Genomic DNA, 24,024 nt, shown 5'->3' on the forward strand with positions numbered 1-24,024 from the left:
CGATCCCCAGCCGCCGGCCGACGGCGGCGCCCTTCGCGGACGGTGCGGTCACTTCGCTGCCCGCTTCTCCTCAACGAGCGTGACGACGCACTCGATGACCTGGGCCAGCGTGAGGTCGGTGGTGTCGACCTCGACGGCGTCGTCCGCCTTGGCGAGCGGGGAGGTCTTCCGGCTGGAGTCGGCGGCGTCCCGCTTGACCAGCGCCTCGCGGGTGGTGGCGAGGTCGGCCGCCTCCGTGCCCTTCAGCTCGCCGCTGCGGCGGGCGGCGCGGGCCTCCGGGGAGGCGGTGAGGAAGATCTTCAGGTCGGCGTCGGGCAGGACGGTGGTGCCGATGTCCCGGCCCTCGACGACGATGCCCTTCTCGGCGGCCGTGGCGATGGAACGCTGGAGCTCGGTGATCCGGGCGCGCACCTCGGGCACCGCGCTGACGGCGCTGACCTTGGCGGTGACCTCCTGCGTACGGATCGGGCCGGACGCGTCCGCCCCGTCGACGGTGATCGTCGGCGCGGCGGGGTCCGTTCCTGACTCGATGGAGGGCTTCCCGGAGGCGCTCGCGATCGCCGCGGCATCCGTGGTGTCGATGCCGTTGCTGATCATCCACCAGGTGATCGCCCGGTACTGCGCGCCGGTGTCCAGATAGCTCAGACCCAGCTCTGCGGCGACCGCCTTTGAGGTGCTCGACTTGCCCGTGCCGGAGGGGCCGTCAATGGCGACGATCACGGATTCCACGGTGTCGGAGACCTTCCTGATACGTGTCTACGGGCAGGCCGGAATGCCAAGGTGCCCTGCACAAGGTTACCGAGTGCCGCACCCTGCCCGTGCACGCGTTCGCCGGGCCCGACGCGGGGGCAGCGCCGGGTCCGCCGCAGTCGCGTCGGCGGGCCCCCCGGCGCGGGCCCTTCGCCGCTACTGCCGCAGCGCCCAGCCGCGCTCGCGCAGGGACGCGCTCAGGCCGGGCGCCGCGGAGGGCTCGACCATGAGCTGGACCAGGCCCGCCTGCTGGCCGGTGGCGTGCTCGATGCGGACGTCCTCGATGTTGACGCCCGCGCGGCCCGCGTCCGCGAAGATGCGGGCCAGCTCGCCGGGACGGTCGCTGATGAGGACCGCGACGGTTTCGTACACCGCCGGGGCCGCGCCGTGCTTGCCGGGGACGCGCTCGCGGCCCGCGTTGCCGCGGCGCAGGACGTCCTCGACGCCGCTCACGCCCTCGCGGCGCTTGTCGTCGTCGGACGACTGGAGCGCCCGCAGGGCGCGCACGGTCTCGTCCAGGTCCGCCGCGACGCCCGCCAGCACGTCGGCGACGGGACCGGGGTTCGCGGAGAGGATGTCGACCCACATCCGCGGGTCGGAGGCCGCGATGCGCGTGACGTCCCGGATGCCCTGCCCGCACAGCCGTACCGCCGTCTCGTCCGCGTCCGCCAGCCGCGCCGCGACCATCGACGAGATCAGCTGCGGGGTGTGCGAGACGAGCGCGACGGCCCGGTCGTGCGCGTCGGCGTCCATGACGACGGGCACGGCGCGGCACAGCGCGACGAGCTCCAGCGCCAGGTTCAGCACCTCGGTGTCGGTGTCCCGGGTCGGCGTGAGCACCCACGGCCGGCCCTCGAAGAGGTCCGCGGTCGCGGCCAGCGGGCCCGAGCGCTCCTTGCCGGACATGGGGTGCGTACCGATGTACGCGGTCATGTCCACGCCGAGCGCCTCCAGCTCGCGCCGCGGCCCTCCCTTCACGCTCGCCACGTCGAGGTAGCCGCGCGCGGTCCCGGCGCGCATCGCCTCCGCGAGCGCGGCGGGCACGAGCGCCGGCGGCACGGCGATGATCGCCAGGTCGACCGGGCCCTCGGGCACCTCGTCCGTACCGGCGCCGAGCGCGGCAGCCGTCCTGGCCTGCGCCGGGTCGTGGTCCCGGAGGTGGACCGTGACGCCCCGCCCGGCCAGCGCCAGCGCCGCCGACGTGCCGATCAGTCCGGTCCCGATGACGACGGCGGTTCTCACTGGGCGATGTCCTTGCGCAGGGAGGCCGCGGCCCCCAGGTAGACATGGGCGATCTCGGCCTTCGGCAGGTCGGACTCGATGTGCGCGAGGATGCGCACGACCCGCGGCATCGCGCCCGCGATGTCCAGCTCCTGCGCGCAGATCAGCGGTACGTCGACGATGCCGAGCCCCCGCGCCGCCGCGGCCGGGAAGTCGCTGTGCAGATCGGGCGTGGCCGTGAACCAGACGCTGATCAGATCGTCCGCGGTGAGTCCGTTCCGCTCCAGGATGGCGGTGAGCAGTCCGCCGACCTGCTCGTCCATGTGCCCGGCCTCGTCCCGTTCCAGCTGGACGGCTCCCCGGACGGCTCGTACCGCCACGACGTACTCCCTACGTTCCGCAACTGCGTGCATGCTCCGGTCAGCCTAGTCAGCCGCCCGGACGCACCGCCGCGGCGACCGTCCTCCGAGACAACGGGGGACGGCCGCCGCGGTTCGGGGGCGGGCGGTCCGGGGTCAGGCGGACTGCTGCCGGATGATGTCCGCCAGCGAGCCGCCCTGCGGGAGCTGCCCGTTCGGGGTGAGCTTGTCGACGGCCTTCGGCAGGGACTGCGCGATCTCGTCCGCTGCCTGCTGCGGCGTGACACCGCTCTGCTGCGCGACCTTGTCCAGCGTCTCGGTCGGCAGCGCTTCCTTGACCTGTTCGCCGCTGACCGGCTGGTTGTCACCGGTGCCGATCCACGACTGGACCTGGTCGACCAGGCCGGACTTGTCGAGCATGTCCATCAGCCCGCTGAGGGGGCTGGCCTGGGCACCGGCCTGAGCACCGGCCTGTGCCCCGCCGCTCTGGCCGCCGCCGGTGAAGGCGTCGAAGAGCGCACCGAGGATGTTGCCCGCGCCGCCCTGACCGCCGCCCTGAGCGCCGCCCTGACCGCCGCCGAGCAGACCGCCCAGAAGACTTCCGAGATCGCTTCCCGCCATGATCCTGCCTCTCGTGTGTAGGTGGGGGATTACGCCAAATGTCACCCACGCCCGACCCTGCCGCCACTCGGACCACTACGGATCGTCGACCATCGAACACGTGCCGTAGCGTCGGGGGCATGGAGGCTCCCACTCCCCGCCGTCTCCGCGGGAGGCGCCGATGAAGCGCTCAGGACCGCTGATCACGTTGGCCGCCGGGCTGGTGCTCGGCCTGTTCATGCTGGCGCTCAACTCGATGACCGGGAAGCCGGTGCCCACGTCGGCCGACAGGACCCCGAGCCCGAGCCCCAGTCCCCGCACCCCCGCTCCCCCGCCGCCCCCTGCCGCCAGCCCGTCGCCGACCGCACCGCCGAACGCGGCGGCGCAGACCGAGTTCGCGGGCCGCACGACCGACAACACCGCGTCCGTCGCCATCTCGCTCCGCGGCGACAAGGCCATCGCGTACTTCTGCGACGGGCGCACCCGGGAGGCGTGGATGCGCGGACCGGTGGAGGACGACGGCGACATGCACCTGACCAGCAGCGAGAGCGGCGCGAAACTGGACGCCGTCCTGACCGGGGGCAAGGCGACGGGGACGGTCGAGATCGGTGACCGAAACTGGCCCTTCAGCGCCGACAAGGCGGTCAAGCCGTCCGGCCTCTACCGGGCCACCGCCCAGGTGCGCGGCGCCGAGCTCAGGGGCGGCTGGATCGTCCTCCAGGACGGGAGCCAGGTCGGGATCGTCAGCCGCGACGGGAAGCCCGCCGCCGCTCCCCCGATCGACACCGCCACCGGCGCCGTCGTCGTGGACGGCACCCCGATGACCGCCCGCCCCGTCGTCCCCTGAGCCGCCCCGAGGTGCGTCATGAGCGAGGACCCGCGTACGCAGAACCAGTCCTTCCCGCCTCCGCCGCCACCGCCGCCACCGCCCCTCGCGTCGTCGGAGGCCGGCCCCGGCGCGGTCCGCCTGCTCGTGCCCGCCCTCGTCGGGGCGGCCGTCGCGGTCGCCCTCGGGGTGTACGGGAAGGTGCACGACCCGGCCGCCACCGCCTTCAACCTGGCCGGCTTCAGCAGCCCCAAGGCGGTGAAGTCCTGGCTGACCTCGGTGGCCTTCGCCTTCGGCCTCGTCCAGCTCTTCTCCGCGCTCACGATGTACGGGCAGATGCCGGGCGTACGGGCCGGGTCCTGGACTCCGGTGCTGCACCGCTGGTCGGGCCGGGCGGCGTTCCTGGTGGCCGTGCCGGTGGCCGTGCACTGCCTGTACGCCCTGGGCTTCCAGACGTACGACACACGGGTGACGCTGCATTCGTTCTTCGGCTGCTTCTTCTTCGGGGCGTTCAGCGCAAAGATGTTGCTGTTGCGTATGGAGCGGCTACCGGGGTGGCTGCTGCCGATCGCCGGAGGGCTCGTCTTCGCCGCGCTGATGATGCTCTGGCTGACCTCGGTTCTCTGGTTCTTCCGCGTGTTCGGAGTGACGACATGAGTGACCACACGGGCAGGGCGGGCGCCACGCGCCGCAGCGTCCTGCTGACAGGTGCGGCCGTCGTGGTGGCGGGCTGCACCGAGTACAAGGAGGAGACCGAAGGCGGCGAGTCGTTCGTCCCGGAGGCGCCCTCCTCGCCCACCGCCCAGGAACAGACCGGCAGCCCGCCCCCGCCCGGGGGCGAGGTGCTGGGCACGACCGCCGAGATCCCGGAGGGCGGCGGGAAGGTCTTCGCGGCGCAGAAGGTGGTGGTGACCCAGCCCGCGGCGGGTGACTTCAAGGCGTTCACGGCGATCTGCACCCATCAGGGCTGCACGGTCGACAAGGTCGAGGACGGCACCATCGACTGCCCCTGCCACGGCAGCAGGTTCCGCATCGAGGACGGCTCGGTCGAGAGGGGCCCGGCGCAGCGGCCGCTGGAGGCGAAGCGGATCACCGTCTCCGGGGACGAGATCCGCCTCGCGTAGCCGCGGACGGGCACCCGTAGCCTGTCCGCCATGACTCCCGAGGCGCTCGTCCGTGACCACACGGTCTACTCCTGTGTGATGGGCTCCCGGGCCTTCGGCCTGGCGACGGACGACAGCGACACGGACCGCCGCGGGGTCCTCCTGGCACCCACCGCGCTGTACTGGCGTTTCTAACCGCTCTCCTGTTCCTCGATCGAGACGTCGTGACCGACATCGGCAAACCACGACGGCGTCGCACCGTGACCCTGCCCCCGTGACGGGACGCAGTACGGCCGGGGCCGCCCCGCCCGCCGGTCTCACGTTCAAGGGGCCCAGAGGCGCCTTGTGGGCTTCCCGCTCCGGTGGCAGTGGGGGTAGTGACGAAGTGCACGAGCGCGGGTGACGAAAAGCAGCACGCGTGAGGGCGGCCGTTGACCCGGCCAGTCGGACCGAGCGCCACCACCGCCTCAAGGGCGAACTCGCCCGGGGAACCGGCTCAAGATCGAGTGGGGATCCGGGGCTGAGGACCTGGCGCCTTCCCGCCAAAGAAGCGATGCCAGATACTTCCACCTTCCCAGCGAATCACCTCCATCTGCCTTGAATTGACAGGAAAGTTACGAACGATCCCTTTGAATCGAAGAGGATGTCTGAGTGGCGTGAAGTAGCTCAGCTCCCTGTGAACCCCTGGTTCCCGTTGATAGAGATGGGCGACGACCACCGAAGAACTGGAAGGTGCTGTAGATGCTGTCATCGTCCACCCAGCCCGTCACCCGCGGCCTGCCGCCTCCCTCGTGGGAGGTACGGGCCCTTGCGGCTGACCGCTGGCCGTCCTTCTACGCTGCGGTGCTTGGCGCGTTCCGCGAAACCGAACCTCAAGAGGCCACCGACCTGTGGCGGTCCCTAGCCGAGCCGCACCGCTGCGTGGTCGTCGAAGACTGCGGCGCCATCGCCGGCACGGCAGGTGTCTTCTCCTTCCGGATGACCGTCCCCGGCGGGCGGCTCGTGGACACCGCCGGCGTAAGCATGGTCAGCGTCCAGCCTGACTGCCGCCGACGCGGTGTCCTCAGCACTCTGATGCGCCATCAGCTGGAATCGCTCCAGCGCCTGGGCGAGCCGCTCGCCGTGCTCACAGCCTCCGAGGCACCCATCTACGGGCGGTTCGGCTACGGGGTCGCGGCCCGTCAGCTCTCCCTGGACATCGCCTCGCGCCGGGTCCGGCTCACCGCCCCGCCCAGCGGCGAGACTGAGGTGGAGCTGACCGTGGAGGACCCGCACAAGGCCCTCGCCGCCTGCGAGGAGTTCTACGCACGCCAGGTCCCACTGCGCCCCGCAATGCTGGCCCGCTCCGACGGCTGGGAACTGCTGCCGCTGCTCGACCCGCCCGCCTGGCGACAGGGCGCCTCCCCACTCGAATGCGTCGTCGCCCGGATGGCCGGCGAGGTGGTCGGCTACGCCCGGTATACGGTTGCCGTCGACTGGTCCCGGACCAATACGGCCGAAGGCACCGTCCGGGTCCGCGACATCGAGGCCCGGGACCCGCGCGCCTACGCCGCACTGTGGCGCTTCCTGCTGGAGACCGACCTCACCTCGCGGGTGATCGCTGTGAACCGGCCGGTGGACGATCCGTTCCTGCATCTGGTGTCGGACGTACGCCACTGCACGCCCACCGTGCTGGACAGCTTGTACGTACGCGTCGTGGACGCCCCCGTCGCGCTGAGCGCACGCACCTACGCGACCGGACTCGACCTGGTCGTGGAAATCGAGGACGCCCTGGCCTCCTGGAACCAGGGCCGCTGGCGCCTGAGCGCAGACGGCACCGGGGCGGTGTGCACCCGTACCCAACGCGCCCCTGACCTCTCCTTGGACGCCACCGCACTCGGTTCGGCCTACCTGGGCGGGACCACCCTCACCGAACTGGCCGGAGCCGGCCGTGTCCGTGAGCACCGGCCCGGCGCGCTCACCGCCGCGACCGCAGCCTTCGCCTCGCCCATGGCCCCCTGGCTGCCGCACGCCTTCTGCCGCTCACTGCTGCCCCGCTTGTGACCCCCCTCAGGCGGCCATGAGCACTCGCCACTCTCTGCCCTCGGGCCCGACTCCTCCCAACAGGGGCCGGGCCCGGGGCAGAGATGTGCTCAGCGCCGCAGCAAGTGCCCTGACCGGCACGGTCGGGCGATCCAGGGCCGGCCGGCATGACCTGCGCGGAGACGCGCAAGAGAGCGCGGCGAACTCTGGCTGTACCTGCGCGTGGAGGACCTTGAGCAGTGCAAGGCGCACTGATGACCAGGACGCCACCGCTCGATAAGCGGGGGCTGGGCTGGGGAGGATCTGCCCCGAACCGACTCGGGCGGTGGCGTCCTGGTGGTCACGCAGGATCGACGGTGATCGCGTCGTCCGGGTCAGTGGTGTTGTGCACCGCGTACCGCGCAGTGATGGTGGCGGTGGTGACGGATGTGGGGCAGAAGAACGAGCCCTCGATCTTCACAGGGATTTGGGCACGCTCCATGGTGAGCGCGGAGCCGCTGCCCTCTTCCCAGTGGCCTTGCGCGGTGGCAACCGCGTCTGGTGCGGCAGTGGCTGTGCAGGAGAGGAGCCCGCTGGTCTTCAAAACGAAGCCGCCTGCAGGGATGGACAGACGGGCAGTGCTCGGCTTGCCATATTGCAGGGAGATCTGCCAGGGGCCGTTGTTCTCGTTGGTCTCTACGGCTACCCGCAGCCCTGGTACATCCGTGCTGCAGTCCTTGAAGACCGGAGCCTTGATACGGACGGCGACCGGCCCCTGGGGGTTGGCGTTGCCGGGCGCTGGGGGAATCGTGTTGTACGCCACGGCGCCAGTCTGTGCGCGTGACTCGGAGACCACGCAGGTGACGGTGATTGGTCCGGCTTCGAAGACGATGGGCCCCGAGGCGACCGCGTCGAAGCGATGACCGGCGGGGGACATGGATGTGCCAGCCGGCGCCGCCGGGGCGGCATGTGCGTCTGCCGGTGGGAGAACAGCTGCACCAGCGAGAGCCAGGCAGACGCCTGAAGAGCGCAACCTGGACTGTAACCGGTATGTATTCGTCAAGATCATGAACTCATGATGAGACGTGTCGATCATGACCAATAGGGTCGAACGACCCTTTTGCGCCTGTGGATTGGCGCTGCACGGGAGCGGCAGTGCTGCCATACCCCGGCCGCACTTCACGCGGCACCCTGCTCAGGGATGTGCCGCCCTCCTTTTGACTCAGGACAGAAGGGCACCGGACACGGCCACCCAGGCTGTGAGGATCGGCGAGACGCCCGCACCAGCGACGTCTCCACGTCACACCGCTACCGCCCGCCATGTAGCCACCGCACTCTCCCTCCTGCGCACACACCCACGCGTCAGCACCGTCGCCACCGAAGGGAGCCGAGAGGCCGCCCGCTTCCTGGTTTCAGCCGATTGGTGACCACGACGACCAGGGCCATCGCGGTCACCAATCTCTGCTGCCGGTGTCGGAGCGGTGCCCCAGAGTTCCGCTCTTGGGAGCCCGGTCAGGCAGTGCGGTTCAGGGCGTGGGGTCGGTGGGTTCGATGGTCCATTTCTGCCAGGTGTGTCCAGCGGGGTTGTTGGGCTGGAAGGTGAGGGCTGCGCCGTCCTGTGTGTGATTGTCGTTGCCGATAACGAGGCCGCTTGTCACTTCTGTGAGCGTGAAGGCATCGCTCTTGTCATCGAGTTCAATCCGCCACCGCTGGGGCCGCCCGTCGCTGCGATCCCACTGTTCTACGGCCATCCCGGCACCGGGCGCGTTCCCGGCGTCGAGTACCTTTCCGGTGGCCACACTGGTGATCACGTAGGTTCCGTCACCGGCTGCGGCCAGTGTCCATTCCTGCCAGGGACGCCCGTTCGGTTCCCACTGGACCACGCGCTCGCCGTCTGCCCGCACGTCGCGTCCGTCTATTACCTTGCCGCTCGCCTTGTTGGTAAGCAGCAGAGGTACTCCGGTAAGCCGGTTGAACGGGTCGGTCATGCGCAGCCGCCAGGTCTGGGTCCCGGACGCGGACACCGGCCGCTGGATCACGGCCGCGCCTTCGTCGTCGCCGGTGAGGTCGAGTGCCATGCCGGTGGCCGCGTTCACCAGGCGGAAGAGGTCATCGTCGGCGGGCTGGAGGAGCCAGCGCTGCCACGGCTGGTTGTCGCGTTCCCACTGCACCACCGCCTCGCCGTCCTTGGTGCTGTTCTTGCCGTCCAGGACTTTCCCACTGGCGAGGTTCACCACCAGGTAGGTGTCGTGCTCCGCTCGTTCCAGCCGCCACTGCTGCCACGTGCCGCGATGCGCGTCCCACATCGTGATCCCCGCCCCGTTGGCCGCAGCGTCCTCGTTCTCCGCGACCCGTCCGCTCGCGGCATTCACCAGTTGCAGTGCCGTGCCGTTGCCGGTGAACCACCGGTCGGGCACATGGCCGGCCTGTTTGACGGAGTGCCAGAAAGCCAGCCCCTCATCGTACGGGCGGTGTACCGGTGCGCACTGCTCAGCCGGTGCATCCGCCGTGCGTTCGATGCGTGCATGGGAGGTGGCCGAGTTGCAGGAGGCGTACTGCCGCCACGGCTCTTGGGACCAGGCCGCGTGCCCGGACGGGAACCCAGCCAACTGCGGCTGCCCCCCGCTCGCACGCAGGCCACGGTAGCGGTCCGCGTCGTAGGCAGCGTTGCTCTCACCGGGCTGGGACTGCCCGAAAGAGATCTCCTCCCAGTCGATGATCTGGTCAAACCGGAAACCGCCCATGGCCGCATACTCGTGCTCGGAAGCCCGGTTGTAGAAGCCTCGCAAGGAGCCCGCCACGTCCACGAAGTTCGGCGTCGCACGCACCCGGTACAGGAAGCCGTTACCACCGAACCGCTCGGTGATCCGACGCAGCGCGTAGTCCCGGTCGGTCGTCGTGCCCACATAGCCGGAGTCGTACCGGCTCGCCCCCGAAAGCGTGCCCTGAACATGCAGATAGAGGCTCAGGTTCGGCGGCGGCTGATCCGGCCGCGTCCCATCCAACCCCTTCGGGAAAACAGCCCCGTCTTTCTCAATCTCACCTGGGGCCAGCGAAGACGCATGCCACACCCACTGAGGAGGATCCCCCGGACCATCATCCGCGACCGCACGCGCCCCACCACCCGCGGTAGTACTGACGACAGTGACAAGCACACCCAGCGCACCCAGAAAGCGCCACAACCACACCCCCCGACCAACAGCAGCACCAAGCCAACGATCTTTATCTCTCGGTGTATGTGACATGGCATCAGGATCCAGCGGAGCACGGTCTGAACCCAGAGAAGAAGGTCGCAAGGGCTCGGGGCCGAAAGTCCCCACCCCCGGACCTGACCAGAACGGCGAAAGATGCGGTCGGTCAGCGGCTGGCCCCCGTAATGCACACGCACCTCCTTCCGGACCTCGAGCGCGTTACCCAGGGCTGTCCCTTCGGGAGTTTGAGGTCATCCGCGTCTGGGGGGAGGTTTAAGCTTGATTCCGGCCTGCGCCGGTATGGAGTGCGTGGGAGATGCCCCGTCCCCGGTAAAGCGGGACGCAGTACGGCCGGGGCCGTCTCACCTCGGCAGCCCACTGGAAGCCGTACTGAGCACCTTCGGCTTGGTGCGCCTGATTGGTGGCGCCTCCATTTGAGCCTGACGCCATCCACGTCAGGTCACCTCGGCAGCTCAGTCGGCGGTGATGTTCCGGTGTACGCCTCTCGCCATCGCTGTCGCGGCAGAACACGACGAGGGACCCCGGACTCCGTTGTAGTTGTTGGAGAGCGGGTAGCAGTACGTGCCGGTCACCAGTACGGCGACGATATCTCCGACGATGGGGCTCCGCAGGGCGATGCCGCGGGCGCGCCGAGGCCGGCATGGACCGATGCCGTCGGCAGACTGAGCCAAGGCTCGGTCAGACCGTGCCCGACACTCCGCCTGAGAGCGAGCGACTGAAGCGGCCCAGGCGACTCAAGTCCTGGATCATCGGGGCCGATGGGCACCGTGGTCCAGCGAAGGGGCAGCCGGGTCGCTTCAGTCGCTGTTGCCGTCAGTCTTCTCCACGGCTGCCGCGTCGTCGTCTGCTCCGAGAGCAAACCAGGCGACGGGTTCGACGGTGCCCGCATCAAACTCCTCACCGGCGGCGGCTGATTCAAGGCCTGCCGCATTCGCCAGGGCTTCTTCAGCATCGACCCCACCCACGAGCTCTGGCTGCTCGGCAACCACCGCCCCGAAGTAGGAACCGGCGGCTTCGCCTTCTGGCACCGCATGCGCCTGATTCCCTTCGAACGCGTCGTTCCCGACGACCGTAAGATCGACAACCTCGCCGACGTCCTCGTCGCCGAGGAAGGCCTCGGCATCCTCAACCGGCTCGTCGACGGAGCCCACCGCTACCTCGCAGGCGACGAATACCTCGCCGGTCCCGCCCGCGTCCGCATCGCTACCACTGCCTACGCCGAAACCGAGGATCACACCGGCCGGTTCCTCGACGAACGATGCGCCCCTGAACCCCGACCACCGGGCCGAGCAGACCAGCCTCTACGCCGCCTACAAGCTGGACGCCGCCCCAAGCGAACCAGCGAGGCCTGGCTATGCCGATGGTTGGGAAAGATCGAGTTCGCCCTTGAGCTCGAGGACGATGATGTTGGGTGTGGCGGGTGGCTCGATGTGGATGACGTGGGGGATGCCCCAGGCGGGCAGGCCGTTGGTCACCTGGTAGGAGAGGGCCGCGCCGGTGCTGAGTATGTATGCGCGTCGGACGGTGTTGCGGAGCCCTCGTACGGTGATCGGGCCGGGGGGTGTGCGGGTGCAGATGAGGAAGAGGGTGCGGCGGTCTTGGGAGAGGGTGGAGGGGCCGTCGTAGTGCCCGTAAGGCAGGCTCGGGGTGGTCGTGTGGAAGGCGTCGTAGTTGCGGCGGATCCAATTCCCCAGGGCTGTGAGTTGCATGAAGTGGCCTGGTGGGATGGTACCGTCTTCGTGTGGGCTGGTTTTGAGGAGTAGGTTGCCGCCGGCGGAGATGGTGTCGGCGAAGACGCCTATGAGCTCGTTGAGAGCCAGCTGGTGAGTGCCCGTCCATTGGCTGGCGTTGGTGGTATCGAGGGGGTAACACAGTTGCCAGGCCCCGTCGGCGGGGACGATCGAAGTGGCCACAGTGGGAGTGTCGTGATCGCCATGGTCCTCAAGCTGCTCGGTGATGGTGGTCTGCGCATTCAGGGCCGCGAACGTGTCAGGTAGTTCAGTTGGCCATGAGCGACCCTGGCCATCGGTCGGTGAGCTGTTGAGCCACAGCAGGTCGGGCCTGTAATTTTCGACAAGCTCGTGAGCCTGTCGGCGAGCGGCAACGCTCGCCGACAGGCCACTATCGTGCGGGGGATCGGCCGGTTCGCTCTCACGCACCGGGATACTGGGGTGCGAGGGGCGACTCGTCGTAAGGGCGTGATCGCTCCAGTCGCTAGGTGATAAATAGAACCCGACGCGAAGCCCGTGCCGACGCATTGATTGGACGAACGGACGGACCAGGTCGGTGCGCGCTGCGGTGGCCGTGACAACGGACCGTTTCGTGGTCGTGGTGTCCCACAGGGCGATTCCGTCGCGGTCTTTCACGGTCAGCACTGCATACCTGGCGCCAGCACGTGCAAACAGTTCGGCCCAGGTGTCGGGGTTGTAGCGAGCAGCGGTGAATCCGTGCAGCTGTTCCATGTACTCCTGGTACGAGATCCGGCCAGGCTCATAAGCCCGAGGCGGGGCAATGCCCCGGACCGCCGATATCCCCCAGTGGACAAAAATGCCGAGCTTGGCCTCGGCGAACCAGGACTGCGTAGACACGTCCGTGTGCTCCATATAGTGAAAAGCCAGTGCGGAAGAACGCTTGGGATGCCAGACAAACGTCTGGGCAGATGAGAAGGCGGCGCCGGGTCGTGTGAGTCAGGGAGGGGCACTTTCTGCGGTACGGGGCGCGCGTGTACCTTGCCACACGGTCCTTTCCTGCCGCGGTCCAAGTGGAAGCTGGTGAGCGTTGTCACGGGGACGCCGCCTCCGGACAGTCCCAGTACATCCGGGTGGTGTGCTGCCCCTGTATCGAGTTCGACTGCCGGCGACCGTTCACGAACAGCTCGTCGAAGTCGAGCCCCCTGCCGATCCCGGCGACCAGGACACCGCGCTCGTACGGCCGCCACTCCGGAGCGAGCACCCGGCCGCCGCTCTGCACGACCCTCGCGCCGGACGCGGCCTCGTACAAGACCGGGGCCTGCAATGTGCCGGAGTCCTCGGGGCCGAAGGTGAGGGTCCTTGTCAGGTGGTAGGTGCCCTCGTGCACCACGACCCTGACCGGCCCGGCCTCGGCGCGGGCGGCGCGGGCCCTGCGCTGCGCGGCCTCCAGGGTCAGCAGCGGCCGTGCGGCCGTGCCCGAAGCGTCGTCGTCGCCCTGGGGCGATACGTGGATGGCCATGGAACTCCTCGAACGACACTCGCTAGACATGGGATCTATCAACGCACCATACCCGCAAGAACGGCCTCTTTGAGGGAAATGAAAAGCAATACCTCCGATGAATCCACCTGGCTGAACCGTGATGGGCCGGGCCGCGACGTACGTGAAGCCCTCAGTCCCCGCGCGGGCCTGCGGGCTTCGGACCGGTGCGCTACTGGACGACGACCGCCCATCGGGTGTCGCTCAGCCCGGTGCGGATGTGCAGCAGGGCGGTGCTCGCGTCATAGCTCGACGCCACGGTCATCGGCAGCTCGGTCGACCAGCTCGCGCCCGGTGCCAGCGACGGGACGTTCCAGTACTTCCAGCTGCCGGAGAAGCCCGCCGTGCCGCTGAAGCTCTGCATCTGGGTGGCGGGCGTGGTCGAGCCGGAGGTGTTGGTGATGGTGACCGGGACCGTTGTGGTGGCGGAATTGGTCCGACGCGGTCTATGAGCAGCCCGCTGACCGGCAGTCGCCGTCGGCTCTACGACTCACGCACGGCTGGCGTTGTTGCGTGGAGCCGACACCGATCAGCTGCTGGTTGATTGGCGTGCCGGCTCGACTTCCGCACCGACTGGTGAGTGTGGACTCGCTGACGGGTAGGGCTTTCCGGCGCGGCTGGTGCTCCGAGGCCCAGGCCCCGGAGCACCGCGTTGTAGAGGTGGTCGGCACGCTCCGGTGACAGTCAGTTTGCCGAGTCGAAGCGGTTCGGGGCTGTGGCCCTGCGGCGCCGTCGCCTCATCCGGAGCGGACTGCCATTCCGGCCGGCGGTCTTCATGTCTGACCGGCGGGTGTGAGTGTGAGGGTTTGCTCGGTGGTGGTGCGGCCGTTGCCGATGGGGTTGCCGGTGGTGTCGGTCCAGGCGCGGGTGGGTGTGGTTTCGGCCAGTCGGTGCGTGTGGCCTGACATGCCGATTACGAGTCCGCTGTAGCGGTTGACGATGCGGAATGTGCCGGTGGATGTGCCGTTGGTGTTCTTGCCGGGGATGATGAACCACTGCTGGCCGACGGCCGGGCCGCCCGCCGGGGCTTTGGCCATGGTCGGCTTGGCGGCCCAGGCGCGGCCGCTGTTGCGGTGGGAGTCGACACCGAGGAGTTCCCCGCCGGCGGTGTTGGCTATGCGGTACGAGCCGTCGCCGTTGGAGGTGAAGGTCCACTTGCTGCGGCTGGAGCCGCTTCCCGCGGGGAGCGAGGTGGTGGCCCGGCCGCTTTCGGCCTGTGCGAGGACGCGGCCGTTGCCGCTGCTGATGGTGTAGGCCGTTTGGGAGCGGACGGGGGCGGCGGGGTGGCTGGTTGCGATGGTGGTGTTGTAGTACTCGCCGGAGGTCCTGTCGGAGCATTCCCAGGAGCAGTAGCTGCGGAAGTTCTTGCCGAGGATGGTGGAGCCGGTCTTGTTGACCGAGTCGAGCATCCAGCGGTACCAGGAGCCTGACAGGTAGTCGCCGGAGTCGCCGATGAGCTTCCATTTCTGGGTGGCGAGGTTGTCGGTGGCGTAGAAGCGCTGCGGTTGGGTGGCGTCCTGCGTGATGGCTTCGGGCTGGCCTATGTACAGCCCGAGGTGGGCGTTGTAGGCGATGTTCATGGTCAGCAGGTCCGACTTGGCGGGCAGTTCCCCTGCGGCCTGCTGTTCGGCGACGGTGCCGGGGTTGGCCGGGTCGTAGTCGTTCTCGACGGGGGTGTAGCCGGTCTGGTTGTCGGCGTCGACCGGCTCCATGTTGCTCTCCAGCCCGCCGATGCCGGGCTGGGACCAGGAGCCGTCGTACCACTTCTTCCAGGAGCCGGCCGCCATCTTGGCGGACATCGGCGCGCGGGCGACGTGCCCCCTGCTGCCGTCCGTCCATCCGCCGGGGACGCCGCCCTTGGGGATGGCGCGGGAGTTGTAATAGACGTAGAAGTAGCCGGAGGCGGTGTCCACGAACAGTCGGGGGTCGCCGTTGCCGTAGTGGTACAGGTCGTTGGGGAACGCTTCGTTGTCGCCGCGCTCGGTGCTGTAGTGCGAGGTGAGGACGTGGTCCTTGATGTCCCAGGTCCTGCCCTGGTCACGGGAGACGGCGTAGTCGATCGCGTCGTAGTGGAGGCCGTCGCCGAACGGGTCCGGGGTGAACTCGTTGTGGACGAGGCCGTACCAGTCGCCGGTGTCCGGGTCCACCCACACGCCCATCAGGTCGCAGTAGTTGCGCTGCGAGTAGTGCGAGGTGCCCGGGGCGTACGTGGACTCACGGCCGGTGGGGCTGTTGTTGCAGCGCCAGGTGGTGTCGTCGTTGCGGTCCAGCGCGTTGGCGGGGTTCACCGCGTCGCTCAGGGCGGCGTCGCGCTGGGCGGTGTCGAAGTCCTTGCCGCGGTGGAACGTCCACTTGCGGGGGGCGTCCTCCTCGTACAGGGCGTGGGCGGACTGGTAGTAGAAGGCGCCGTTCTTGTCGATGTAGGTACCGGCGGGAGTGTCGTCGGGATTGGTCCACGGGCCCTTGGCGCCGATGGTGACGCTGTACGTGGGCGAATCAGCGGGCGCGGCCGCGGACTCGCCCGCGGTTCCGGATACGGACGCGGATGCGGCCACCGGTGCCGCCGACAGCGTGCCGGCCAGCGCCGCGGCCACCGTGACGAGCGCGACAGGGACCGTCGTTCTCCAACGAGCTGACACAGAGAGCTCTCCTTCTCCAACTGAGGCCTTGTTTGCGAGAGTTGCCGAAGCCCTGATGGATAGTTTGACTAGAGTCCGAATCAATGAACGCGTTGTCAATGATTCGTAACGCTCGGTGCCGGAGACCTGTCATGATGCGCATCTGCATCTCCCCGACCAGAGACCGAGGAACGAGTGAAGACTGACCTGCGAACGGCGGTGACGGTGGACAATTCCCTCTCCGGGCCCTTCCGGCCGCGCGACCGACCGTCCATCCGGCGCACCAACCTCGGTGTGGTAATGCGCATCCTGCGCGATGCCGGACCTCGTTCGCGTGCCCAGCTCGCCCAAGACACGGGGCTGCCGAAGCCGACCATCACCAACCTGGTGGCCGAACTCATCTCCCTCCGCCTGGTCCGCGAGGGACCAGTGCAACGCGATGGAGCCGTAGGCCGTCCCGGCACGCTCGTCCAACTCGACGGCCGGGACATCTGCGGCATCGGCGTCGAGATCAGTACCCACTACGTGCACGTTCTCGCACTCGCCCTCACCGGCGACACCGCCTACGAGCACCGCAGCACGATCGCCGCCGCCCGCGCCGGAACCGACGCCCTCCTCGACCACACGGCGCAATCCGTCCAGGACTGCATGTCCGCCCTGCAACAGGACGGCAAGCGCCCCATCGGCCTCACCCTCGCCGTGCCCGGCGTCATCAACCAAACCCCGGGCACGCTCCAGTACGCCCCCGCCCTCGGCTGGCGCAACGTCCCCGTGACCCGCGAACTGCGCACCCGCCTCGCGCCATCCCCGCCCCGACTCACCCTCGAGAACGACGCCAAAGCCAGCGCCATCGCCGAATACGTACACGTGCAGGACACGGACATGCACGACATGATCTGCATCACCGGCGAACGCGGCATCGGCGCCGGCATCATCAGCGACGGACGCCTGTTGCGCGGCCGCACCGGCTTCGCCGGCGAGGTGGGCCACATGCCGCTCAGCCCGGAGCGCCGCGCCTGCGTGTGCGGACGCTTCGGCTGCTGGGAAACGATGGTCGGCCTCGACACCATGTTCCGCCTCGCGGCCGACGAGGACGACGCCATCCACGACCCAGCCGTCGAACTGGAGACCCGCCTCGCGGAACTCCGCCGCCGCGCGGAGGCCGGCGACTCCCGCACCCTTGCCGCGCTCGACCGCGTTGCGGACGACCTCGCAATCGGGATCGCCCTGCTCGCCGACGTCTTCAACCCCGGTGCTGTGGTACTCGGCGGGTACTTCACCCACATCGGCTGCCTGATGCTCGACCGCGTCCAGCACGTGGTCCGGGACCGGGTCATGGCCCCGAACGCCGGAGGCTGCCAAGTCCAGCTCTCCACACTGGGCTTCACCGCCGCCGCCCGCGGGGGCGCCTACCTGGCCCTCGACGCGGTGTACCAGGACCCCAGCGGACACCACGAGCGCCGTGACCTGCCCCAGCCATGCCGCCAGTCAGAGGTCTATTGACTCGAACGGCAATGCACCCGGTCGAGCGGGGGATCCAAAGGCAAGGATCTCGTTGGCAACGGCCATGATGGGCAGAGGCCCCGCTCAGCACGCACCCGATGGCAGCGGCCGGCAGCTTCTGTGGCCCGCCACCGGCATCCAAGGCACGCGAGCCTACCTCCAGTCTGAGCTGCAGTAGCGATCCGTGAGGCCCGACTGTCCGCAGCGGCCACGCGTGTGCCGTGGCAAGCGCCACGTACCGGACACCGTACAGCCGCAGGAAAAGCTGAACGCTATCCCACAGGCGATGAGCATGACTGCCCTATCGGGGCGGACTGCGCCTCGGTGCCAACTGGCTGCGTTGGAACCCAGACCACCGCCGACTCTGTCGCATGCGCCCCCGAGCGTTGCTGTCTTCCGAATCCCGACTGTCTGCTGCAGCCCGACGGTCAGCTGCTCTGCTCTGCATACACTGCACCCCCTTGTACGCACCAATGGCCAGACGGCCCAACCGGAGGATTCAATCACAAGACTTGAACGGACTTTAAGCGACTGCGTTCAATCACGCAGTGGGCCTACTCGTGATCGAAAAAATTCGATCATTGAATTTACCAAATCCACCGTCAGGTATTCGGTTGAATGTCCTGGTTGACTCTTGTTTTTCAGGAATCCACATGTCTTCATGCGTAGTGTCCGGATGATGAAAGACAGTGGGTTGCGCCGTGCAAGAGAGTGTAGAAGAACGTCACGAGCGGATTCTTCAGATCGTGCAGGAGAGGGAAGTCGTACGAGTAACCGAGTTGGCCGCGGAACTCGGTGTCTCGACGGCAACCATGCGGCGAGACCTAGCGGCGCTGGACCAGCTGGGCCAGGTCCGATGGCTCCATGGCTCCGTTGCCCGGCAGACGGCTTCTCTCAACGCACACGACACGCAGCCGGATCGCCACAGTCAATCAGGCCGTTCTCAACATCAAGCGCTGGGCATGGTGGTCCCCACCCTGGAACGTCACTTCCGACCCATTGTCCGCGGGGCCCAGACGGCCGCTTCCGCATCCGGGATTCGCTTGATCGTCGCCGTCTCCGGGTACAGCTTCGCTTGTGAAATCATTCAGATGCGGGAAATGGCGCAAGCTGGCGTGAAAGGTCTACTACTGTCCCCCAGTTGGGATGTCAATGGCCCTGCTGCGGCGGAAGCGGAACGGATTCTGACACCAGGAATCCCGACCGTGCTGGTCGAGCGCAGACTTCCCGCGGACCTGCACAATGAGGGAATAGACCATGTTTGTGCTGCTCATGCCGAGGGCGCCGGTCTTGCTGTGCGACATCTCGCGCGGCTTGGACACCAGCGGATCGCGCTGCTGTCCAAGAACACCCACACTCGGCCGTTCATTCGCTGCGGATATCTGACAGCTACCAGAGCACTGGGGATCGCCGACGATTACCTGTCGGCGGAGGAACGTCCAAGCTTCGGGGACTCTGACACGTTCGAGCGTGATGTTGATCAATTGCTCGGGCTCAGAGAATCCGACGGCGTGCGAGCAGCGATCGTGCACACAGACCAGGACGCCATCAACCTGTTCCAGCGACTAGCTCTGCGCAACATCCGCGTTCCGGAAGACTTCGCCATCGTGTCCTACGGCGATGAGCACGCATGCCTTCCTGACGTACCCCTCAGCGCCGTCGCCACCCCCGGCGAAGCCATCGGCGAAGCCGCCATGCAACTGCTGCTACGCCGTCTAGGCAATCCGAACACGCAGCGATGGGGCCTGGAGCTCATGCCCGCACTTCAAGTACGAGCGTCGTGCGGAAGCCAGCACGCGCGGCACCACACATCCCCTCACGATGCAACCGCAGCCGATTGCCGATGAGGGACCCGATGTGTCAATTCCCGCATGATGAATGGTCAGACCACTGGGCAATGCTACGCAACTCTGCCTGCCGGGAACACTCTTCGGCCCAACCACGGCCGTAGGCGCCGGTGGGCCTCAACCGGCCCTCGCCCCTGCCGAGGCCGTCACCCGACACACTGCAGCACGTACGCTGTGCCCGACCTGTGGTCTCCTCACCGTCGCCAGAGGCTTCTGAGGCATCATCTGATCACTGCTCTGAGCGAGACTCTGAGCACCAGCGGGAACAGATCTACCGTTGCCGCCCGACTACGAGAGTTGCAGCCGGCGCGATCACCAGCGAGAGGCATTGGACGATTGCGTTCAGGCACCGCTCCGGCGCACCCGGACGGCCGTGCCCGCGGGCACGGTTCCTGCAGCGGCTCCTGCCTGCGCAAGTGCGAGGTGGCCATACCAGGGAGAAGACCTCCGCCGCTCTGCTAGCCAGAGGAGCGGGGCGTATCCCCACGATAGAGCGCTCTGTCCGCGTTGGAGTGGCGGTTAGTAGGCCGAGCATTGCCGGAGCTCGACTCCTTTGGGTCACCCTCCAATACCAACCCGCCGCGACCCGTACCGTCATACCTCCGTCTGGGGCATGCCCGGGCATACCCCAACGTATCTGACGACAGCGACGACCCGATGTGTGCACGAAAAGGGGCATGTTGACGATTTTCGTACATCATGTCACTCTTCATGTCGAGGCTCGCATCTTGTGCGTGTGGGTCAGGGGTTTCGGCCACACTCTTGATCTTCAGACAGTTGCACCCCTCGTGTGTGGAACTCCTCCTTGGTCCTCAGGGGCGAGGCGCAGAGTGCGGAAGCCTCGGTGCCAGCCAGCTTGTGACGACGCAACAGGTCCGGGACCGAGGCGAGCGCGTTTTCGCCCGCTTGAAGATCTACAAGTTCCTTACGGTTGCAGTCCGAGGGCGACGAGTCCCGCACGCGCCGCCTTCGCATCGCGCACCCGCACGACTTGGCCACCACTATCAATTCGACCCCGATCACACACGTCTGCGAACGCCCGGCGAACGGGCTTTCGCCCGGCAGAAATCAACTGCTCGTCATTACCCCGGGCCCCGCAGAGATTTCTTTGTAAAATTCCATGCTCGCACGATTCCTTCGCCTGCATGCGCCGCCGTTCCAGTGCACACGATTTTAAAGATCAACCTGTCTCTGAAAGGAGTCGAGCATGCCGTACCGTCGGACATGCGGAATCGTGACGGATTACGGAACATCCAATCCAGGTTTTGAAGCCGATGTCATCATGACCGCCGCGGTCCTGGGGCTCGCGGTCTCGTATATCAAGAATCTGGTCCCGATCCGGTTCGATATGGACCCTCGGGACAAGGACAAGGAATGGGAGTTATTCACGGAGGTCGTCCAACGCCTCAACTCCGCCGCCGTCGGCTACCTTAGCCGGAACAATCAGCTGCCGTCCGGCACAGTCGAAGCGGGTTTTGCCCCACTACATACCAAGGGTGCGGTCGTCGTCGGCGTTTACCACCTCGCCGGTCAGAAAACACCTGACTCGGTCAACGAGCCTGAGCTGTCACCGAAGGGCAAGGTGCTGTACGAGAAGATCCGGAACGAGCAACTTCCACAGTACGTAGGTCGTGGCGCCTACACCGGCTTCGTCGACAACTGGAATACCGTTGGCGACACGGACCCGGTCGGACCGATGTCCACGATCCGCTTCCTGGCTCCGAAGCCGGACGTCCCGCACGAGACGCCGATGCCGCACCCGCGGTGGCTGCCACCTACCTCAAGCGAGCTGTGGCGTCTGCGCCTGCGGCGGAACACACAGGACTTGTATGTTCCCTGGGGCATGATCGGGGGCGACAAGGCGCAGAACTCACCGAATACATGGATGTCGAATCCGACGAACGCGCTGAACGAATCCGACCAGATCACGGGCCTGATGAAGACACAAGGAATGGTTTTCGAGGGCGAACCGACCCTGTCGGACATCGCGGGCTACACACATGGCATGATCCAGGCGATATACAAGGCATATGGTCTTGGCCCTAGCGCCACTCCGTACGAAATCACGGTGGGGACTGAGACGACCAAGCTGGCCTCGTGTGTGCCGTGCAGCCTGTTCATGATCGCACTTGGATACCCGCCGACCTCGATCCACCTGGGCAGAGGAGAGTCGTGGGTGCCCTTGCCGGAGCCGTACACCCCCGGACGAAGCAGTGAGTCAGTCGAGCGAGCCGTGATCAGAGACCTCAACAACTCCTGGCAGGATGAGTGCGCCGAGTGGCTTACTCTCGGACTGAAAGTGCTGGATCAGGCGGCGGTAACCGACGATCACCAGGCATCGGTTACCGCAGTGCGGCAGTACCTCGATACCAACTCACGGGACAAGTCAGTAGCCTCGGTACTCATCCTCGACGCGGTAAGCATCCATGACAGCGAGATGAGCCGGATTTCCCGCACACTGAACCCTGCCGACTCAGTGGAAGATGACTTCGCGATGTGCGAGCTTCTTCCGAATGGCTGATTGCGAGTTTGTCCCTCACGACTAACCGGGCCTAGCGGCATATATGGAGCGTGTACTGGGTACCGGTTCGTGCCGAGAAGGGAGGATGAATAGGAAGATCAGGCAGGCATCATGGCTGATCACTATACGCCTGTAGAGGTGCCGATGAATAATTGCGCACAGATCCTCGGTGTGAAAACAGGCGCTACGCATTTCTGCTCATCTGTCGCACAGAGGGTACAAGGATGATCCGTGCGCCTCCAGGGGGCGATACCAGCCAGTCTGCGTGATGGCTAGCCCGCGCCGGCCACCGCTCGCGAGCGCCTGGGGTGCAACTGCTGCCGAGATCAGATTGGTCGGCAGCCGTTCCGGCACATTTTCAGCAATCACTGGACGCGGCCCGCCTGATGGTGGTGGAGAAAAATGACCCAACTCGCACTTACCCCAACTCGTGCCTGTACCAAGGACCATGACACACGATCATGGCGCAAGGCCACGAGACTCACAATATGTCACGCTTCTAGTAAGCGTTTAGCATGGAGTAAAAAATGACAGAAGATGCGAATAAGAAACTGGCCGACTGGGAACAAAAACAAGTCAAATTGTATCATGACACTACAAAAGCCGCCTTCGGGATTGGGAAGAAGGGCTTGAATGTCAAATGGGATGATCCTTATCAGGTCATCGATTTCAGCTCCTCGGTTGTATCCGCGATTGTCGGAATGATCCCCGTATTTGGCCCTGCGTGTTCTAGCATACTCGACTTCTTTTCCGCGGTTTTTACGATGACGGATCGGAAGAACACGGACGTCTGGCCTAAGATCGCCGAAAGGGTGAAAGCGCTAGTCAAAGGCGAATTAGACAAATACCATCTCGAATCAATTGAGGCTGGCCGAAATGGTGTTCTGACTGCGCTAACGAACTTTCAGACGGCAGTGGACGCGAGGAATTCTGATCAGATCAAAATCTATTTGCCGCTCGCGGACCAGCAACTCGTGAACCTTATAAACAAGACTACGCAGGGCACGGCAGCTGTTCAGGCCCTCCCTGCTTTTGCCGCATTGGCTGATGTTCGCCTAGCGCTTCTGGTTTCTGCGATCAAGAACGAAAGCGAGTGGGGGATCGGAGGTCCTATTGCAGATAACTGCAGGCGCGCATATGACCGTGCTACCAAAGTTGGGACTTCCGTCGCTCGCGGCTCGCAAGATGACGATGCTTTGCGGCAAGCAGTCATCGATGAACTCCAGGGTATCGTCGAAAATGGCGATGTGTCGCGGAGTGCGCTTGAGGCGGCGGTGAATTTTATTTCCGATCTCCAGAATCCGAAACCGCAACCTGACGATGTCGATGGTCATGGCGAGTATTCCTATGTCGAGTATGCAAGGAAGGTGTATTGGAAGGGTTATATAGATACGCTTGAAAATGGAACTCCTAAAAATGGACCCGATCAATACGGTTGGTGGCGTGAGCCATCAGGGTCGGGCGGCAAGGAATGGGAAATGGATTATTACGGATTCCAGTGTACCATGATTTCGCAATATGAATCTCTCATGAGGGTTGCTGTCGTTCAAAAGGCGCTCATGTGGCCGTATATGCTGAGTGGCAAGATTCCCTCCGATGTACGGGCGGAGCTCAATCGGCCTCTCCGTTACCACTTCGGACGGATGCGGAAAGAGGATACGACTTTTCAACTTGAACGCCCTACGCCTGCGCAAATAGCCTCCGAGTGGACTTTAGCCTACCGATGGCCACGGCCTGCCCCCATTGCGTGGCTCATGGTCTGGTGGACTGGAGAGGTCAATGGATTGGTTTACTGGCGCACTCAGGGAAGTAGATGGGAAGGGGGAGGGAGGGACGATGAGTACACCGCGAGGGAGTCGGTACTATCTGCGATAGACGAAAGTGACTATTTTACGTCTGTAGGAGTCGTCCGCAACGCCTCTTATCCAAAACTCGGAAGCATTTGTTTCCAGAGGGCATCGGACGAGTTAAAGAATCTTGAGAGTGACGGGAATCCGGACTCGGCCGGGTGGGCCAAGGATAATGATGGCAGGGACTCGTTCGGGACCAATACATACCAAGGGCAATGGTCCTATGTGAAGCTGGGGACTGGGTGGCAGCTTTCCGATATCACGGTTCCTGTCGTGAGCGGCCACCTACCGAAGGGCGCGGAAGGGATCACATTGTGGTTCCAGCCGGTTATCAATTATGAGAAGGATCCGGATTAGTTGGCACACTCGGATACAGGGGCCCTCC

Annotated in this window: 18 protein-coding genes and 2 pseudogenes; 10 read left to right on the forward strand and 10 right to left on the reverse strand. The window is 66.0% G+C overall.

Annotation, left to right across the window (positions count from 1 at the left end):
• Positions 1-48: 48 nt before the first annotated feature.
• From cmk to KK483_RS06280, 4 genes are all read right to left on the reverse strand, one after another.
• Positions 49-729, reverse strand: coding sequence for a (d)CMP kinase (gene cmk, locus KK483_RS06265; protein WP_262004215.1), 681 nt, complete (start codon positions 727-729; stop codon positions 49-51).
• Positions 730-906: 177 nt separating this feature from the next.
• Positions 907-1,992 carry a prephenate dehydrogenase gene (locus KK483_RS06270; RefSeq protein ID WP_262004216.1) on the reverse strand — a complete coding sequence of 362 codons (1,086 nt, stop codon included), beginning with the start codon at positions 1,990-1,992 and terminating at the stop codon, positions 907-909.
• Positions 1,989-2,351, reverse strand: a complete 363-nt coding sequence (aroH, locus tag KK483_RS06275) for a chorismate mutase (RefSeq protein ID WP_262004217.1) — start codon at positions 2,349-2,351, stop codon at positions 1,989-1,991. Before aroH ends, KK483_RS06270 begins: the two co-directional genes overlap by 4 nt.
• 135 nt (positions 2,352-2,486) lie before the next feature.
• Entirely contained in the window at positions 2,487-2,951 is a 465-nt protein-coding gene (locus KK483_RS06280) for a YidB family protein (RefSeq protein WP_262004218.1), read from the reverse strand.
• Between the two features lie 160 nt (positions 2,952-3,111).
• Here KK483_RS06280 and KK483_RS06285 point away from each other — a divergent pair, with 160 nt between their 5' ends.
• From KK483_RS06285 to KK483_RS06305, 5 genes and pseudogenes are all read left to right on the forward strand, one after another.
• Positions 3,112-3,777: a hypothetical protein gene (locus KK483_RS06285; protein ID WP_262004219.1), complete on the forward strand. Its 666-nt coding sequence runs from the start codon at positions 3,112-3,114 to the stop codon at positions 3,775-3,777.
• Between the two features lie 18 nt (positions 3,778-3,795).
• Positions 3,796-4,413, forward strand: a complete 618-nt coding sequence (locus tag KK483_RS06290; protein WP_262004220.1) for a DUF6529 family protein — start codon at positions 3,796-3,798, stop codon at positions 4,411-4,413.
• Positions 4,410-4,880, forward strand: a complete 471-nt coding sequence (locus KK483_RS06295) for a Rieske (2Fe-2S) protein (RefSeq protein WP_262004221.1) — start codon at positions 4,410-4,412, stop codon at positions 4,878-4,880. The genes KK483_RS06290 and KK483_RS06295 overlap by 4 nt, the downstream gene beginning before the upstream one ends.
• 30 nt (positions 4,881-4,910) lie before the next feature.
• Positions 4,911-5,051: pseudogene (locus KK483_RS06300) on the forward strand (DNA polymerase beta superfamily protein); the annotation flags it as partial.
• A gap of 549 nt (positions 5,052-5,600) precedes the next feature.
• Positions 5,601-6,902 carry a GNAT family N-acetyltransferase gene (locus KK483_RS06305; RefSeq protein ID WP_262004222.1) on the forward strand — a complete coding sequence of 434 codons (1,302 nt, stop codon included), beginning with the start codon at positions 5,601-5,603 and terminating at the stop codon, positions 6,900-6,902.
• A 319-nt stretch (positions 6,903-7,221) separates the two neighbouring features.
• Here KK483_RS06305 and KK483_RS06310 read toward each other — a convergent pair whose 3' ends face one another.
• Together KK483_RS06310 and KK483_RS06315 are read right to left on the reverse strand one after the other, a co-directional pair.
• The gene (locus KK483_RS06310) at positions 7,222-7,683 is read right to left on the reverse strand and encodes a hypothetical protein (RefSeq protein ID WP_262004223.1); all 462 of its coding nucleotides are present in this window, start codon (positions 7,681-7,683) and stop codon (positions 7,222-7,224) included.
• Between the two features lie 703 nt (positions 7,684-8,386).
• A complete protein-coding gene (locus KK483_RS06315; protein WP_262004224.1) occupies positions 8,387-9,931 on the reverse strand; it encodes an RICIN domain-containing protein in 1,545 nt (514 codons plus the stop codon).
• A 962-nt stretch (positions 9,932-10,893) separates the two neighbouring features.
• Between KK483_RS06315 and KK483_RS06320 the strand changes: the two are divergent.
• A pseudogene (locus KK483_RS06320) lies at positions 10,894-11,389 on the forward strand (phage/plasmid primase, P4 family); the annotation flags it as partial.
• 35 nt (positions 11,390-11,424) lie between these two features.
• Here KK483_RS06320 and KK483_RS06325 read toward each other — a convergent pair.
• The 4 genes from KK483_RS06325 to KK483_RS06340 all read right to left on the reverse strand — a co-directional run bounded on the left by KK483_RS06325 (position 11,425) and on the right by KK483_RS06340 (position 15,939).
• Entirely contained in the window at positions 11,425-12,660 is a 1,236-nt protein-coding gene (locus KK483_RS06325) for an alpha-L-fucosidase (RefSeq protein WP_262004225.1), read from the reverse strand.
• A 193-nt stretch (positions 12,661-12,853) separates the two neighbouring features.
• Complete coding sequence (locus KK483_RS06330; protein ID WP_262004226.1) at positions 12,854-13,282, reverse strand: hypothetical protein; 429 nt, start codon at positions 13,280-13,282, stop codon at positions 12,854-12,856.
• A gap of 190 nt (positions 13,283-13,472) precedes the next feature.
• A complete protein-coding gene (locus KK483_RS06335) occupies positions 13,473-13,664 on the reverse strand; it encodes a hypothetical protein (RefSeq protein WP_262004227.1) in 192 nt (63 codons plus the stop codon).
• Positions 13,665-14,073: 409 nt separating this feature from the next.
• Positions 14,074-15,939 carry an RICIN domain-containing protein gene (locus KK483_RS06340; protein ID WP_262004228.1) on the reverse strand — a complete coding sequence of 622 codons (1,866 nt, stop codon included), beginning with the start codon at positions 15,937-15,939 and terminating at the stop codon, positions 14,074-14,076.
• A gap of 174 nt (positions 15,940-16,113) precedes the next feature.
• Here KK483_RS06340 and KK483_RS06345 point away from each other — a divergent pair, with 174 nt between their 5' ends.
• The 4 genes from KK483_RS06345 (at position 16,114) to KK483_RS06360 (ending at position 23,996) form a co-directional block, all read left to right on the forward strand.
• Complete coding sequence (locus KK483_RS06345) at positions 16,114-17,421, forward strand: ROK family transcriptional regulator (protein WP_262004229.1); 1,308 nt, start codon at positions 16,114-16,116, stop codon at positions 17,419-17,421.
• A 701-nt stretch (positions 17,422-18,122) separates the two neighbouring features.
• Positions 18,123-19,268, forward strand: a complete 1,146-nt coding sequence (locus tag KK483_RS06350) for a LacI family DNA-binding transcriptional regulator (protein WP_262004230.1) — start codon at positions 18,123-18,125, stop codon at positions 19,266-19,268.
• Positions 19,269-20,475: 1,207 nt separating this feature from the next.
• The gene (locus KK483_RS06355; protein WP_262004231.1) at positions 20,476-21,789 is read left to right on the forward strand and encodes a hypothetical protein; all 1,314 of its coding nucleotides are present in this window, start codon (positions 20,476-20,478) and stop codon (positions 21,787-21,789) included.
• 527 nt (positions 21,790-22,316) lie between these two features.
• Positions 22,317-23,996 carry an insecticidal delta-endotoxin Cry8Ea1 family protein gene (locus tag KK483_RS06360; RefSeq protein WP_262004232.1) on the forward strand — a complete coding sequence of 560 codons (1,680 nt, stop codon included), beginning with the start codon at positions 22,317-22,319 and terminating at the stop codon, positions 23,994-23,996.
• Positions 23,997-24,024 lie beyond the last annotated feature (28 nt).

It is taken from the genome of Streptomyces sp. FIT100 (assembly GCF_024584805.1).
Lineage (GTDB): Bacteria > Actinomycetota > Actinomycetes > Streptomycetales > Streptomycetaceae > Streptomyces.

What these genes read in the sequence shown, in the direction of transcription:
- KK483_RS06335 (WP_262004227.1), bottom strand. Translation starts at nt 13,664, where the DNA reads ATGCAGAGCTTCAGCGGCACGGCGGGCTTCTCCGGCAGCTGGAAGTAC.
- KK483_RS06285 (WP_262004219.1), top strand. Translation starts at nt 3,112, where the DNA reads ATGAAGCGCTCAGGACCGCTGATCACGTTGGCCGCCGGGCTGGTGCTC.
- KK483_RS06330 (WP_262004226.1), bottom strand. Translation starts at nt 13,282, where the DNA reads ATGGCCATCCACGTATCGCCCCAGGGCGACGACGACGCTTCGGGCACG.
- KK483_RS06295 (WP_262004221.1), top strand. Translation starts at nt 4,410, where the DNA reads ATGAGTGACCACACGGGCAGGGCGGGCGCCACGCGCCGCAGCGTCCTG.
- KK483_RS06290 (WP_262004220.1), top strand. Translation starts at nt 3,796, where the DNA reads ATGAGCGAGGACCCGCGTACGCAGAACCAGTCCTTCCCGCCTCCGCCG.
- KK483_RS06280 (WP_262004218.1), bottom strand. Translation starts at nt 2,951, where the DNA reads ATGGCGGGAAGCGATCTCGGAAGTCTTCTGGGCGGTCTGCTCGGCGGC.
- KK483_RS06360 (WP_262004232.1), top strand. Translation starts at nt 22,317, where the DNA reads ATGACAGAAGATGCGAATAAGAAACTGGCCGACTGGGAACAAAAACAA.
- KK483_RS06305 (WP_262004222.1), top strand. Translation starts at nt 5,601, where the DNA reads ATGCTGTCATCGTCCACCCAGCCCGTCACCCGCGGCCTGCCGCCTCCC.
- KK483_RS06355 (WP_262004231.1), top strand. Translation starts at nt 20,476, where the DNA reads ATGCCGTACCGTCGGACATGCGGAATCGTGACGGATTACGGAACATCC.